This is a genomic window from Citrobacter sp. Cf116 (assembly GCF_030336505.1).
Taxonomy (GTDB): domain Bacteria; phylum Pseudomonadota; class Gammaproteobacteria; order Enterobacterales; family Enterobacteriaceae; genus Citrobacter; species Citrobacter freundii.
Window position 1 is genome coordinate 1,266,113 of sequence record NZ_JAOWEQ010000037.1, and the last position, 14,406, is coordinate 1,280,518.

Annotated in this window: 14 protein-coding genes and 6 tRNA genes; 9 read left to right on the top strand and 11 right to left on the bottom strand. The window is 51.6% G+C overall.

The window, feature by feature from the left end:
* Nucleotides 1-3 precede the first annotated feature (3 nt).
* A complete protein-coding gene (locus tag OGV74_RS15435) occupies nt 4-1,242 on the bottom strand; it encodes an Nramp family divalent metal transporter (protein ID WP_003028272.1) in 1,239 nt (412 codons plus the stop codon).
* The gene (locus OGV74_RS23415) at nt 1,239-1,313 is read right to left on the bottom strand and encodes a hypothetical protein (RefSeq protein ID WP_418219455.1); all 75 of its coding nucleotides are present in this window, start codon (nt 1,311-1,313) and stop codon (nt 1,239-1,241) included. Before OGV74_RS23415 ends, OGV74_RS15435 begins: the two co-directional genes overlap by 4 nt.
* Nucleotides 1,314-1,585: 272 nt before the next feature.
* Here OGV74_RS23415 and nupC point away from each other — a divergent pair, with 272 nt between their 5' ends.
* Nucleotides 1,586-2,788 (top strand): nucleoside permease NupC, encoded by a 1,203-nt coding sequence (gene nupC, locus OGV74_RS15440; RefSeq protein ID WP_003028275.1) that lies wholly within the window; start codon nt 1,586-1,588, stop codon nt 2,786-2,788.
* Nucleotides 2,789-2,932: 144 nt separating this feature from the next.
* On the opposite strand, the gene OGV74_RS15445 is transcribed toward nupC, so the two are convergent.
* Together OGV74_RS15445 and OGV74_RS15450 are read right to left on the bottom strand one after the other, a co-directional pair.
* Nucleotides 2,933-3,008 (bottom strand) — tRNA-Ala (locus OGV74_RS15445).
* A 42-nt stretch (nt 3,009-3,050) separates the two neighbouring features.
* Nucleotides 3,051-3,126, bottom strand: a tRNA-Ala gene (locus tag OGV74_RS15450).
* A gap of 221 nt (nt 3,127-3,347) precedes the next feature.
* Here OGV74_RS15450 and OGV74_RS15455 point away from each other — a divergent pair.
* Both OGV74_RS15455 and OGV74_RS15460 read left to right on the top strand, forming a co-directional pair.
* Complete coding sequence (locus OGV74_RS15455) at nt 3,348-3,710, top strand: YfeC-like transcriptional regulator (RefSeq protein ID WP_003028277.1); 363 nt, start codon at nt 3,348-3,350, stop codon at nt 3,708-3,710.
* A gap of 1 nt (nt 3,711) precedes the next feature.
* The gene (locus tag OGV74_RS15460) at nt 3,712-4,104 is read left to right on the top strand and encodes a MerR family transcriptional regulator (RefSeq protein WP_003028279.1); all 393 of its coding nucleotides are present in this window, start codon (nt 3,712-3,714) and stop codon (nt 4,102-4,104) included.
* Between the two features lie 56 nt (nt 4,105-4,160).
* Here the strand turns inward: OGV74_RS15460 and gltX are convergent, their stop codons facing one another.
* On the bottom strand, nt 4,161-5,576 hold the full coding sequence (gene gltX / locus OGV74_RS15465) for a glutamate--tRNA ligase (protein ID WP_032949732.1): 1,416 nt from the start codon (nt 5,574-5,576) through the stop codon (nt 4,161-4,163).
* A 258-nt stretch (nt 5,577-5,834) separates the two neighbouring features.
* Between gltX and OGV74_RS15470 the strand changes: the two genes are divergently transcribed.
* The 4 genes from OGV74_RS15470 to OGV74_RS15485 all read left to right on the top strand — a co-directional run bounded on the left by OGV74_RS15470 (nt 5,835) and on the right by OGV74_RS15485 (nt 6,235).
* A tRNA-Val gene (locus OGV74_RS15470) sits at nt 5,835-5,910 on the top strand.
* 46 nt (nt 5,911-5,956) lie between these two features.
* Nucleotides 5,957-6,032 (top strand) — tRNA-Val (locus tag OGV74_RS15475).
* A gap of 47 nt (nt 6,033-6,079) precedes the next feature.
* Nucleotides 6,080-6,155: transfer RNA gene (locus tag OGV74_RS15480), tRNA-Val, on the top strand.
* A 4-nt stretch (nt 6,156-6,159) separates the two neighbouring features.
* A tRNA-Lys gene (locus tag OGV74_RS15485) sits at nt 6,160-6,235 on the top strand.
* Between the two features lie 138 nt (nt 6,236-6,373).
* Here OGV74_RS15485 and OGV74_RS15490 read toward each other — a convergent pair.
* From OGV74_RS15490 to xapA, 3 genes are all read right to left on the bottom strand, one after another.
* Nucleotides 6,374-7,258 (bottom strand): LysR family transcriptional regulator, encoded by an 885-nt coding sequence (locus tag OGV74_RS15490; protein WP_003838579.1) that lies wholly within the window; start codon nt 7,256-7,258, stop codon nt 6,374-6,376.
* Nucleotides 7,259-7,356: 98 nt separating this feature from the next.
* Entirely contained in the window at nt 7,357-8,613 is a 1,257-nt protein-coding gene (locus OGV74_RS15495; protein WP_086504395.1) for a nucleoside permease, read from the bottom strand.
* A 56-nt stretch (nt 8,614-8,669) separates the two neighbouring features.
* A complete protein-coding gene (xapA, locus tag OGV74_RS15500; RefSeq protein WP_003038112.1) occupies nt 8,670-9,503 on the bottom strand; it encodes a xanthosine phosphorylase in 834 nt (277 codons plus the stop codon).
* Nucleotides 9,504-9,794: 291 nt separating this feature from the next.
* Between xapA and OGV74_RS15505 the strand changes: the two genes are divergently transcribed.
* Entirely contained in the window at nt 9,795-10,136 is a 342-nt protein-coding gene (locus tag OGV74_RS15505; RefSeq protein WP_003038109.1) for a FlxA-like family protein, read from the top strand.
* Here the strand turns inward: OGV74_RS15505 and OGV74_RS15510 are convergent.
* A complete protein-coding gene (locus OGV74_RS15510; protein ID WP_003038106.1) occupies nt 10,127-11,053 on the bottom strand; it encodes a LysR family transcriptional regulator in 927 nt (308 codons plus the stop codon). The genes OGV74_RS15505 and OGV74_RS15510 overlap by 10 nt on opposite strands.
* An 89-nt stretch (nt 11,054-11,142) precedes the next feature.
* Between OGV74_RS15510 and OGV74_RS15515 the strand changes: the two genes are divergently transcribed.
* A complete protein-coding gene (locus tag OGV74_RS15515; RefSeq protein ID WP_003038103.1) occupies nt 11,143-12,141 on the top strand; it encodes a bile acid:sodium symporter family protein in 999 nt (332 codons plus the stop codon).
* Here the strand turns inward: OGV74_RS15515 and OGV74_RS15520 are convergent.
* Together OGV74_RS15520 and ligA are read right to left on the bottom strand one after the other, a co-directional pair.
* Complete coding sequence (locus tag OGV74_RS15520; RefSeq protein ID WP_003038102.1) at nt 12,138-12,356, bottom strand: DUF3820 family protein; 219 nt, start codon at nt 12,354-12,356, stop codon at nt 12,138-12,140. The two genes, OGV74_RS15515 and OGV74_RS15520, sit on opposite strands and share 4 nt — an antisense overlap.
* A gap of 1 nt (nt 12,357) precedes the next feature.
* Nucleotides 12,358-14,373: an NAD-dependent DNA ligase LigA gene (gene ligA, locus OGV74_RS15525; protein WP_032949736.1), complete on the bottom strand. Its 2,016-nt coding sequence runs from the start codon at nt 14,371-14,373 to the stop codon at nt 12,358-12,360.
* Nucleotides 14,374-14,406: the final 33 nt, after the last annotated feature.

A 14,406-nucleotide genomic window follows, 5' to 3' on the forward strand; every position in this document is an offset into this window, starting at 1 on the left:
TTTTTACAAACCGAGTGCAGTTCCTACCAACAGCCAGATATTGAGCGTCACCACCAGCACAACAATCACCCAGCCTACCTGTTTTACCCATCGGGTATTCACCAAATCGCCCATCAGCTGACTGTTGCTGGTGAAAATCAACAGCGGCACCAGCGCCAGTGCAATACCAAAACTGAGCAACACCTGGCTCATCACCAGAATACGCGTTGGATCTAATCCCATCAGAATCACAATAAAGGATGGCATCATGGTGACCGTACGGCGAACCCAAAGCGGAATGTGAAAACGGATAAACCCTTGCATCACCACCTGCCCCGCCAGCGTACCGACCACGGTAGAGGAAAGTCCCGCAGCCACCAGGCTTAAACCGAACACTGTCGCCGCAGCGTGACTCAACAGCGGTTCAAGTGTCAGATACGCTTGATCGAGATCGGCAATACCGGTATGCCCGCTAAAATGAAATGCAGCGGCAGCCGTCGCCATCATCGCCAGATTGACAAATCCGGCAATCGTCATGGCGATAGCCACATCCCATTTCGTGGCCGCATAGCGCTGTTGACGTGTTCCGCCGTGCAGATGCTGGGTTAAGGAAGAGTGCAGATAAATGACATGCGGCATGATAGTCGCACCGAGCACGCCAGCGGCGAGGAACACCGCTTCGGAATTAGGTAGGCTCGGGATAACCATCCCCTTGCTAAGTTGCGCGAAGTTCGGCTGGGAAAAGATCAATTCCACAATGTAAGCCGCAGCCACAAACAGTAGCAAGCCGCCAATCACTTTTTCCAGCGGTTTTTGCCCGCGGCGCTGCAACATCAGAATCAAAAAAGTCGCGATACCGGTGAGCACGGCACCCTGCAATAACGACACGCCGAGGATCAACTTAAAGCCAATCGCGGCACCAATGAATTCAGCAAGGTCTGTCGCCATGGCGATAATTTCGGCCTGCACCCAGTAGAACCACACCACCGGACGAGGATAGTGATCGCGAATTTGCTCCGCCAGATTTTTACCCGTGGCAATGCCAAGCTTTGCCGATAGCACCTGGATCAGCATCGCCATCAGATTTGCCCAGACCACCACCCACAACAGTTTATAGCCAAAGCTGGCCCCTGCCTGGATGTTGGTGGCGAAGTTGCCCGGATCGATATAGCCGATCGCCGCGATGAACGCAGGTCCCATTAATGCGAGCTTCAACTTGCGCGCTGCCCGTCCACTGCTACTCTCAACGCGATCGTTAGTCATTTTAGTGCCTCAGAAACATAGCCTTTGCTATGTTTCAAGCTACGCCTATTGAGAATGATTATCAAATTCATTTTGATGGGTGAAGTTGATTTCTCTGATAGTGTTTGTCTATGGATCGATAAGGATTCTGGGAAAAACGGTAAGATGTTTAATTATTGTTATAGATTAGCACAATGACATAACTTTTCACTTCGATACTAAGCATAACGGAAGTGTATCACCGATCACTAATTTTGAATCTCGTCACAGGTCCTTATTATAGTGTGTGTTTGATCTCGTTTTCTTTATGGTTGTTACATAGAATGTGCACGAAAACTAAACCTGCCTCATATTTGGAGCAAATATGGACCGCGTCCTTCATTTTGTATTGGCATTGGCCGTTGTTGCGATCCTTGCGCTGCTGGTAAGCAGTGACCGTAAAAAGATTCGCATTCGTTATGTTATTCAACTGCTTGTTATTGAAGTGTTACTGGCGTGGTTCTTCCTGAACTCCAACGTCGGCTTGGGCTTCGTAAAAGGCTTCTCCGAAATGTTCGAAAAACTGCTCGGTTTTGCCAACGAGGGGACGAACTTCGTCTTCGGCAGCATGAATGATCAAGGCCTGGCATTTTTCTTCCTGAAAGTGCTGTGCCCTATCGTCTTTATCTCCGCCCTGATCGGTATCCTTCAGCATATCCGTGTGCTGCCGGTTATCATCCGCGCAATTGGTTACCTGCTTTCCAAAGTGAACGGTATGGGCAAGCTGGAATCCTTCAACGCCGTCAGCTCTCTGATCCTGGGTCAGTCCGAGAACTTTATCGCCTATAAAGATATTCTCGGCAAAATGTCTCGCAACCGTATGTACACCATGGCTGCAACGGCGATGTCTACCGTTTCCATGTCTATCGTCGGCGCGTACATGACCATGCTGGAGCCGAAGTACGTTGTTGCGGCGCTGGTACTGAACATGTTCAGCACCTTTATCGTGCTGTCGCTGATCAACCCTTACCGCGTTGATGCCAGCGAAGAAAATATCCAGATGTCTAACCTGCATGAAGGTCAGAGCTTCTTCGAAATGCTGGGTGAATACATCCTGGCGGGTTTCAAAGTGGCAATTATCGTTGCGGCGATGCTGATTGGTTTCATCGCGTTAATCGCTGCCCTGAACGCCCTGTTTGCCACCGTGACCGGCTGGTTTGGTTACAGCATCTCCTTCCAGGGCATCCTGGGTTACATCTTCTACCCGGTTGCATGGGTAATGGGTGTACCGTCCAGCGAAGCGCTGCAGGTGGGCAGTATCATGGCGACAAAACTGGTTTCCAACGAATTCGTTGCGATGATGGACCTGCAGAAAATCGCCTCTACGCTCTCTCCGCGCGCTGAAGGCATCATCTCTGTGTTCCTGGTCTCCTTCGCTAACTTCTCTTCTATCGGTATTATCGCCGGTGCGATTAAAGGTCTGAACGAAGAGCAAGGTAACGTAGTTTCCCGCTTTGGTCTGAAGCTGGTGTACGGCTCTACGCTGGTGAGCGTACTGTCTGCATCTATCGCGGCACTGGTGCTGTAAGCGTAAGACAACATCGTAGTGATGAGGCCGGGGAATTTCCCCGGCTTTTTTATGCCTGCTATTTAGCAGAGCAGAGAGATATCGGTAAGAATCGACAGGATGCAGAAACAAAAAACCCCCGCTTTTCAGCGAGGGTTTAAATTTTGGTGGAGCTAAGCGGGATCGAACCGCTGACCTCTTGCATGCCATGCAAGCGCTCTCCCAGCTGAGCTATAGCCCCACGATGCTTTTACGTATATACCAAATTCGTTGGGATAAAATTTGGTGGAGCTAAGCGGGATCGAACCGCTGACCTCTTGCATGCCATGCAAGCGCTCTCCCAGCTGAGCTATAGCCCCATTACGTAAAGCTTGTCGAGTTGACGGGCGGCATCATATGAATTCCCTTCGCGTGTGTCAACGGCAAAATTAACTCATAGAATTCAATCGCTGAAAAAGCAATCAAATGAAGAACATTGCGTAACAACTCGCATTCAGTAGTTAAACGCGTCACGGTTTCTACTAAAATGGTGCTATAAAATGAGCCACTAATTAACCCCACGACTATTCAGGGAATCGTTATGTTCAAGGAACGGATGACGCCAGAAGAACTTGCTAATCTGACCGGATACAGCCGACAGACCATCAATAAATGGGTGCGCAAGGAGGGTTGGGCTACATCACCAAAACCAGGCGTTCAGGGCGGTAAAGCGCGTCTGGTTCACGTCACCGAACAAGTTCGTGAATACATTCGCAGTGCTGAGCGTTCAGCCGAAGGTTTATCAGATAATTTATCGTTATCAGGCGATACCTCTATCGAAGCTCTACTGATTAGGCTCGCCAAAGAGATGACTCCGTCAGAACAGAAAATGTTTACGTCACTGATCCTGCGTGAAGGCATTACGGGTTTATTACAACGCTTAGGGATCCGCGACAACAAATAATATGAAAAAATTACGCAGCAAAATGACGACCGAAGAACTGGCGGACTGTCTCGGAGTTGCCAAACAAACCGTCAATCGTTGGATCAGAGAACAAAACTGGACCACCGAAAAGTTTCCCGGCGTTAAAGGGGGTCGTGCAAGGCTGATTCATATCGACTCCAGCGTCCGCACGTTTCTGCTCAATATTCCGGCTTTTCGTAAAGTCCCTGAAATTTATCAGGCAGAGGAACCGTTGGCAGAATACAACCACGTGGTGCGTAGCCACGCCTGTCGCCAAATAATTAGCGCACTGGACAACATGTCCCCAACGGAACAAGAAAAGCTGGCAATGTATATTTCTCGCGAAGGTATTCGCACTTTCCTTACCCGTCTGGGTATTGATGAGTCTGAATAACAGGCAAAAAAAACGGCAGGATGCGCTCCTGCCGTTGTTTCATCGCTCAACCGATCTTACTGCTGGCTTTCACGCTCAGCAATAAACGCCAGCGCTTTATTAATACGCTCAATGCTGCGGGATTTACCAATCGCATGCACTGTGACGTCTAACGCCGGAGACTGACCCGCACCGGTTACGGCTACGCGCAGCGGCATCCCAACTTTACCCATCCCCACTTCCAGCTCATCAGCGGTCGCCTGAATCGCGTGGTGCACGTTTTCTGCCGTCCACTCGCTGATAACAGCCAGTTTATCGCGAACCACTTCCAGCGGCTGACGTGCTACCGGACGCAGGTGTTTCTTCGCGGCGTCCGCGTCGAACTCAGCAAAATCTTCGTAGAAGTAACGGCAGCTCTGCGCCATCTCTTTCAGCGTTTTGCAGCGCTCACCCAGCAGTTTAACCAGCTCCGACAGCTGCGGGCCGACGCGAGTATCGATATTTTCCTGCTCAATGTGCCATTGCAGATGCGTTGCCACATATTCCGGTGCCAGCGCATTAATGTAGTGATGGTTCAGCCACTGCAGTTTTTCGGTGTTGAACGCACTGGCAGACTTGCTCACCGCACCAAGGGAGAACAGTTTGATCATCTCTTCACGGGTGAAGATTTCCTGATCGCCGCTGGACCAGCCCAGACGCACCAGATAGTTCAGCAGCGCTTCCGGAAGATAACCGTCGTCGCGATACTGCATAACGCTGACCGCACCGTGACGTTTAGAAAGTTTTTTACCATCGTCGCCGTTGATCATCGACACGTGTGCATAAACCGGCACCGGCGCATTCAGCGCTTTCAGGATGTTTATCTGACGCGGAGTGTTGTTGATATGGTCTTCACCACGAATAACGTGAGTGATTTCCATATCCCAGTCGTCGACCACCACACAGAAGTTGTAGGTCGGGGAACCGTCGGTACGGCGGATGATCAGATCGTCCAGTTCCTGGTTGCTGAATTCGATCGGCCCACGGATCTGGTCATCAAAAATAACGGATCCATCCTGCGGGTTGGCAAAACGCACCACGCATGGTTCATCAGCAGCATGATGTTCATGACCGTGGCGGCAGCGACCGTCGTAACGAGGCTTCTCACCGTTTGCCATCTGCTCTTCACGCAACGCGTCCAGACGTTCTTTGGAGCAGTAACATTTATACGCGGTACCGGCTTCCAGCATCTCATCAATCACTGCGTTGTAGCGATCAAAACGTTTGGTCTGGAAGTACGGGCCTTCATCCCATTCCAGATTCAGCCAGTTCATGCCATCCATAATGGCTTCAATAGCTTCCGGAGTGGAGCGTTCGAGATCGGTGTCTTCAATACGCAGCACAAACTCACCGTCATGGTTACGTGCAAAAAGCCAGGAATATAGAGCAGTACGCGCACCACCGACGTGCAGGTAACCTGTCGGGCTTGGCGCGAAGCGAGTTTTGATTTTCATGAAATGGCCTTACGTTTATAAAGATGCCGACAACCGGCAAATCCTGGGAAGATTATCAGGCTCGTATTCTATCACTGTGGTCTGATTCCTCAATGTTGTTCAGGTTGGAACATCACGCTTTGCCATTTTCGTATACAAATCATGCTGCATGGATTGATTTGCGATCGTTTTGTTTAAATTTACGACGAACGAACAAATTCTTTAGAAAATGCGTTGACTCATTTTCAACTCTCCCTATAATGCGACTCCACACAGCGGGGGTGATTAGCTCAGCTGGGAGAGCACCTCCCTTACAAGGAGGGGGTCGGCGGTTCGATCCCGTCATCACCCACCAACTACTTTATGTAGTCTCCGCCGTGTAGAGTAAGAAATTGAGAAGTGGGTGATTAGCTCAGCTGGGAGAGCACCTCCCTTACAAGGAGGGGGTCGGCGGTTCGATCCCGTCATCACCCACCACTTTCTCGCCAGCTGGATTTCTTACAATAAAATTGAAGTACCGAAGTGGGTGATTAGCTCAGCTGGGAGAGCACCTCCCTTACAAGGAGGGGGTCGGCGGTTCGATCCCGTCATCACCCACCACTTCGGGTCGTTAGCTCAGTTGGTAGAGCAGTTGACTTTTAATCAATTGGTCGCAGGTTCGAATCCTGCACGACCCACCAATGTAAAAAGGCGCCCTAAAGGCGCCTTTTTGCTATCTGCGATTTATACAACTGCCTGATGCGCTACGCTTATCAGGCCTACCGACAATACTCCCCTCGTAGGCCGGATAAGACGTTAGTCGCCATCCGGCACAGATATCACATCGTCAATGCCGCTACCAGTTTCTCCAGCGCGGGTGTCGCCTGCTGCTGGTCATACACAATATATAAATCCGCCGGAATACGTTCCTCTAACGGTCGGAATACCACGCCTGGCCAACTCATCTGCGCATAACTGTCAGCAATTAACGTAATACCAATCCCCATGCTGATCATCGCCAGCACCGTTTGCGGCTCCCTCACCTCACGGATAATCATCGGGGAAAATCCAGCGCTCAGGCAAACTCGCTGCAAAAATGCCCAGTCGGTATGAATGGAGGGCATCGTGACAAAATATTCATTTCTCAACGCTTCCAGCGGTACGGATTCACAGGCGGTAAGAGCATGTTCTTCTGGTATGGCCACTAAAAATGAGGACTCATGTAAGCGCAGGCTGGTAAATCCGGGAGAGGGTTCAGTAGCCATGCGCCAAATCCCCGCATCCAGTTCACGTCTTTCCAGCATCGTCATCTGCATTGCGGGCATGTTCTCGCGAAACTGCACCTCAACGTTGGGATTTTCCTTCAGAAAACGCCGCATCACCGGACGCATTTTTCCCCACATTGCGGTACCAATGACGCCTAGCTCAATTCGCCCTGCCTCACCGCGACCAATCTGTTCCACTCTTGCCAGCGCCTGATTAGCACTAGATAACAGTCTGCGCGATTCTTCCATCAAAATTTTTCCGGCGTGGGTTAACGCCACGCTGCGGGAATGACGGATAAATAGCAACGTGCCGAGCTGTTGTTCCAGCTCTTTAATATGCGTACTGAGGGGCGGTTGCGACATATTCAGGCGAGCAGCAGCGCGTCCAAAATGCAGTTCTTCTGCGACGGCAAGAAAATAACGCAGTAACTTCAGATCGATGCGGTGCGTGCGTTCCATGGATAATGCGCTCCTGAGTGAAGATTAATGCGCAAAGTTACCACATTGCATCGCAGAAAATGAAACGGCGGGTATCAGAACCCGCCGCTAAAGGAGCATTAATGTGCCAGTGATTTCTGCGCCAGTCGTTCAGGCTCATGCTTATATTTAAAGAACAATGCAAAGATAACTGCCAGGACCAGCGCGTAAGCGGCAAACACCAGCCAGATAGTTTGCCAATCCTTGACGCCATCGACAGAAAAATAGTCCACCGCCATCCCGCTCAGGATTGAACCCACCCATGCGCCAATGCCATTTACCATCGTCATAAACAACCCTTGGGCGCTGGCGCGAATGCTTGAGTCAACTTCCTGCTCGACAAATACCGATCCGGAGATGTTGAAGAAATCAAACGCGCAGCCGTAAACGATCATCGACATCAGCAGCAGCACAAAGCCAAACGGAGACGGATCGCCAAAGGCAAAGAAGCCAAAGCGCAGCGTCCACGCCAGCATACTCATCAGCATCACTATTTTAATGCCAAAGCGTTTAAGGAAGAATGGAATAGTGAGGATAAAACCCACTTCCGCCATCTGCGAAACTGACAGCAAAATGGAGGGATATTTCACCACAAAGCTGTTGGCAAACTCAGGGTTACGGGCAAAATCATGCAGGAACGGATTGCCAAAGACGTTGGTGATTTGCAGCACCGCCCCCAGCATCATGGCAAACAAAAAGAAAATTGCCATACGCGGATTTTTAAACAAAACAAACGCATCCAGCCCCAGTTTACTGGCCAGCGTGGCGGACTCTTTTTTCTCCGCAACCGGTATTTTTGGTAACGTCAGCGCATACAGAGCCAGCAGCAGCGATGCGCCTGAAGCGATATAAAGCTGTGCGCTGCTCAGTTCCAGTCCCATTAAGCTGACCGTCCACATCGCCACAATAAAACCTATCGTGCCAAATACACGAATTGGCGGGAACGCGGTGGCCGGATCCTGACCCGATTGTGCAAGGCATGAATATGAGACGCTGTTCGATAACGCAATCGTCGGCATATACGCCATCGCGTTAACCAACATTACCCAGAACATAGTCTGTGGATCGGTAACGGTTGTGGCGTACAGCAACACGCCAGCACACACCAGATGGCACAGCATATAAGCGCGCTCGGCACGCAGCCACTTATCGGCGATGATCCCCATAATGCCCGGCATAATAATCGCTGCCAGCCCTTTCGAGCTGTATACCATACCCACGTTCGCGCCGGTAAAATCCAGGGTGTTAATCATGTAAGAACCCAGGGTTACCAGCCAGCTTCCCCAGATGAAATATTGCAAAAACGACATGAGCTTTAAGCGAGATGCGATACCCATTTTTCCGTTCCTTGCCATAAAGTAAGACCCCGCAAGCGGGGTCATGTTTTAATTATTCAGGCCAGTTTGCGCAAGAAGCCACAGATCAGATTGATGAAGTTCTGCCGGGAGAGTTCCGCTGCAGCCAACGTCTGTGCGTGAGATAACTTCACATCCCCCAAACCTTCAGCCAGGTTGGTGATGGCAGCCACCGCAACCACTTTCAGACCGCAGTGGCGCGCGGAGATAACTTCAGGCACTACCGACATCCCCACCACGTCGCCGCCAATAATTTGCATCATGCGAATTTCTGCCGCCGTTTCAAAGTTCGGTCCCGGATAAGAAACAAACACCCCTTCGCTCAGCGGAAACCCTTCTTCTGCGGCGACGGTTTGCAGGATCGCACGATAGTCAGCATCATAGGCATTCGCCAGCGAAAAGAATCGCTCACCAAAACGCTCATCGTTTAGTCCGACCAGTGGTGTACCTGGCATCGTATTAATGTGATCGCTAAGCGCAACGAGACTACCTGGTCCGACTTCGGGGCGCAAAGAACCTGCGGCATTAGTACAAAATAACAGTTCGCAGCCCAGCAGCTTCAGGGTGCGAATGGCGTCGGTCATCACCGTCATGCCGCGACCTTCATAAAAATGCCCACGCCCTTTCATACAAGCCACCGGAATACCCGCCAGATTTCCCAGCACCAGCTCACCGGCATGACCATGTACAGTACTGACAGGGAATCCCGGCAATTTTTCGTAAGAGATGGCCACTGCATCCTCGATTTGATCCGCCAGAGCACCGAGGCCAGAGCCAAGAATAAAGGCTACGCGCGGGGTGAAATCGGGTTTGTAACTACGAATGATGTCGGCGCTATACCAGGGATTTTGCGAGAAAAGAGAGTGACTCATGAGATATCCTTAATACTGAGTAGTCGAAAATAATGTCGCGTACCGCACTGTTATAGCGAGACTACGCAATCGATTACCAATACCGTTTATCCCGACAACCGATAGTAAATCGGTATCGATGAGTCGCCCTAAACCAGCCTGAAATCACATTTTTTTCGGGCCAGAAATGGCACAGGAATAGAGATACATGAAGATTTGGAACTTTTATTATTAAACTCTGCTCCACCATATTGTAACTGAAGTTCTGTTCACTAATGCCGATACTCATGTTTTATGGCGTGAGGAATCCGTATGACAACGATTAACGTTTCCACCCCAACTGTTCAAAGCAGTAGTGGTGGTGGAAAAGCCCCAGCCGGGAATGACATCTCCGCTCAGATTGCACAAGTCACCCAAAAGATAACCAAGCTAACTCAGCAGCTCAAAGATATTCCCAATAGTAGTGGCAGTGTTGAGCAGAAGCGCGAACAGCAGGAACTTATTCAGACACAAATCAAGATGTTACAAGCACAGCTGGCTCAACTGTTGCGAAGGCAGGCCGAGGAGTCACAGCAAAAGCAAAGCGCCGATCAGAGAAAAGCTGAGGGCATCAACACGGCTTCCGACCAACATCAGGTCGATATTTATATCTGATACAACGGATCACGGGCACGACCAGCGGTTAATTCACTGGCCTGCATACGCACCACGTCCCACAGCGCCTGAGCCGCGGTTGATAAAGAGCGGTTTTTACGTCGAGCCAGCATCAGTTGCCGTTCAACTACCGGCGTCAGGCGCTTAACCTGCAAGTGACTGCCCTGTGGTAAGGGGAGCGCCAGTGCGGGCAGTACGCTGATGCCAATCCCCGCCTCCACCATCGGGAACAGCGTGGCGGGATGACCAATCTCCTGAACGATGTTGGCATCAATGGAAAAATGGGCCAACGCCGCATCGATCAGCGGTCGACTACCGGAAGCGTAATCCTGTAACACCAAACGTTCGTGATACAAATCCTGCCAGTTCACCCACTCACGTTGGGCTAACGGATGATCCTGGCGACACAGCAGCAGGAACGGTTCGGACAGTACGGCTTCACACTGCAGATCGGTCACGGCACCAGGATCTATCACAATGCCAAAATCGACTTCTCCCTGGCGAATACTTTCCAGCACCCACTGCTGGGGCCTGTCGTGCAGCACAAAATCGATCGCAGGATAAAGCTCATTACTCTGGGCAATACACTGTGGAATAAGGTGAGCAGAGATTGTCTGGCTGGCGGCAACCCGTACCGTTCCGGTTAACTGTGTCCCCACCTGACCTGCTTCACGCAGCGTGCTGTGCAGCTCATCCAGAATACGTTCCAGGCGCGCCGCCAACTGGTGCCCCGCTTCCGTCAGCACCACTTCCCGCGTTGTTCTATCTAACAACCGCACACCCGTCTGCCCTTCAAGCTCTTTAACGCTGTGGCTGACCGCAGACTGGCTTAAGCCAATGATATCCCCCGCCCGGCTAAAGCTTTTGGCCTGAGCGACGGTAACAAAGATACGGAGCTGACGCAGAGAGTAATTCATCTATTCGATTCATATATGGATGCAATAAATCAATTTTATTTCTCAAATGGAAAAACGCAAAATGTTGCTACTGAATTTCAGGAGCTTTTATGAAACTTTTTCGTATCCTTGATCCGTTCACGATTACGTTGATTACGGTCGTATTACTGGCGTCCTTTTTCCCAGCCGAAGGTGGCTTTGTGCCTTTCTTTGAAGGCTTAACCACCGCCGCCATTGCCCTGCTGTTTTTTATGCACGGGGCCAAGCTCTCTCGTGAGGCAATTATTGCCGGCGGTAGTCACTGGCGTTTGCATCTGTGGGTGATGTGCAGCACGTTTGTTGTTTTCCCGGTGCTGGGCGTTCTGTTCGCCTGGTGGGCGCCGGTTAACGTTGATCCGATGCTGTACACCGGTTTTCTGTACCTGTGTATTTTGCCAGCCACGGTGCAGTCGGCAATCGCCTTTACGTCGCTGGCGGGGGGTAACGTTGCCGCCGCCGTGTGTTCCGCTTCGGCCTCCAGCCTGCTGGGTATTTTTCTCTCACCGTTGCTGGTTGGCCTGGTCATGAATATGCATGGCGCAGAAGGCAGCCTGGAGCAGGTGGGGAAAATCATGCTGCAGCTGCTGCTGCCGTTCGTACTGGGACATCTTTCGCGTCCGTGGATTGGTAACTGGGTGTCCCGACATAAAAAATGGATTGCAAAAACGGATCAATCATCCATTTTATTGGTGGTTTACTCCGCCTTCAGTGAAGCCGTGGTTAATGGGATCTGGCACAAAGTGGGGATTGGCTCACTGCTGTTTATCGTAGTGGTCAGCATCGTATTGCTGGCAATTGTGATTGGCATCAACGTCTTTGTTGCGCGTAAATGCGGCTTCAACAAAGCCGATGAGATCACCATTGTCTTTTGCGGATCGAAAAAGAGCCTGGCGAATGGGATCCCAATGGCAAATATTCTGTTCCCGACGTCCGTGATAGGAATGATGGTGCTGCCGCTGATGATCTTCCATCAAATTCAACTGATGGTTTGTGCGGTGCTGGCACGTCGCTACAAGCAACAGACGGACGCATTGCAGGCGCAGCAGAAAAGCCGCGCCGCAAAGGCTTAAAGCGGGCGTTTCAGGGGCTGCACCAGTTGCGTCAGCCCTTCAGTTTTAATCAGCAGCGTGATTTGCATCAGTTCGCCGAGCTTGCCCGGCGGGAATTCATCCTTACGGGCAAACCACAGCAGATACTCTTCCGGTACATCAATCAGCCGACGCCCTTTATATTTGCCAAAGGGCATCACGGTATTGGCGATTTCAACCAGCTGCTCTTTTTCCATCTCAGGCACCCAGTAAGCGGATCATTTCAGCTTCGTCGATCACTTCAATGCCCAACTCCTGCGCTTTTGCCAGTTTAGAGCCCGCCGCTTCCCCCGCAATCACTAGATCGGTTTTCTTCGACACGCTACCGGCCACTTTTGCCCCCAGCTCGGTCAGTCGTGCTTTGGCATCATCGCGTGACATCAGGCTCAGGCTCCCGGTCAGCACCACCGTCTTACCCGCGAAGGGGCTGTCGATTTCTTCAGCGTTGATAACCACCGGCGCTGGCCAGTGAATCCCCTGCTCCAAAAGCTGGACGATCACCTCGCGGTTACTCTCTTCGGCAAAGAAATTAAACACGTGGGTCGCCACCACGATGCCGACATCCGGCACTTTTTGCAGCTCTTCAACAGAGGCGGCTTCCAGCGCGTCGAGCGTGCCGAAATATGCCGCCAGACCTGCAGCCGTCGCTTCGCCGACTTCACGAATACCCAGCGCATAGAGGAAACGGGCAAACGTGGTCTCTTTCGCTTTTTCCAGCGCATTCACTACGTTTTGCGCCGACTTCGGCCCCATGCGATCAAGACCGGTCAGCTTACCTGCGGTCAGCGTGAAGAGATCCGCTGGCGTATGGACATACTCTTTCTCGACCAGTTGATCGATAATTTTGTCGCCCATGCCGTCGACATCCAGCGCACGGCGGGAAACGAAGTGTTTCAATGATTCCTTCCGCTGTGCCCCGCAGATTAAACCTCCGGTACAACGAGTAACCGCTTCGCCTTCCACACGCTCAACGTCAGAGTTGCATACCGGACAGTGGGTGGGAAACTCGATTTCGCGGGTATTGTCCGGGCGCTCGGAAAGCACGACGTTCACTACCTGCGGGATGACATCGCCCGCACGGCGAATGACGACTTTATCGCCAATACGCAAACCAAGACGCTCAATTTCATCCGCATTGTGCAAGGTGGCGTTACTGACCAACACCCCTGCAACCTGAACTGGCTCAAGGCGGGCGACAGGCGTAATCGCCCCTGTACGTCCAACCTGAAACTCAACATCGCGGACAAAGGTCATCTGCTCCTGCGCCGGGAACTTAAAGGCCACCGCCCAACGCGGCGCGCGGGCAACAAAACCCAGTTGTTCCTGCAAGGCCATAGAGTTGACTTTGATCACCACACCATCGATATCGAATCCCAGCGTCGGTCGGTCTTCTTCAACCTTATGATAGTAAGCAAGTACTTCCTCCGGAGAGTCGCAAAGCGCCACTCTGTCGCTCACCGGCAATCCCCACTCTTTAAATTGCAGCAGACGGCCCAAATGGGTATCGGGCAGCACACCACCTTCCAGCACACCAACGCCATAGCAGAAGAAAGTAAGCGGTCGCTTCGCAGTGATACGCGGATCGAGCTGGCGTAATGACCCAGCCGCCGCATTACGCGGGTTAGCAAACACTTTGTTGCCAGTACGGCGGGCCTCTTCGTTGATTTTTTCAAACCCGGCCTGCGGCAGGAACACCTCGCCGCGCACTTCCAGACGCGTCGGAATGTTATCGCCGCGCAGTTTTAACGGGATCGCACGAATGGTGCGCACGTTCGAGGTAATGTCTTCCCCGGTGGTGCCATCGCCGCGCGTTGCGGCGCTAACCAGCACGCCGTTTTCATAGAGAATACTCACCGCCAGCCCGTCAAGCTTCAGCTCACAGCACCAGGTTAGTTTGTCCGTACTCTTCAGTCGGTCCTGTACGCGCTTGTTAAAAGCGAGAAAACTCTCTTCATCAAACACGTTATCCAGCGACAGCATCGGCACTTCATGGCGAATCTGACTGAACGCCGTTAACGGGGCGGCGCCAACGCGTTGGGTTGGCGAGTCAGGGGTAATAAGGTCCGGATGCTGCGCTTCCAGCTCGCGGAGTTCGCGCAGCAGACGATCGTATTCCGCATCGGGAATTTCCGGCGCGTCCATCACATGGTAGAGATACTCATGATGGCGAAGCGTGGTTCGCAGTTCTGTCAGTTGTTGTTCGATTGATTCCATATCGCACCATCAATGATAAAAAACCCCCGACAG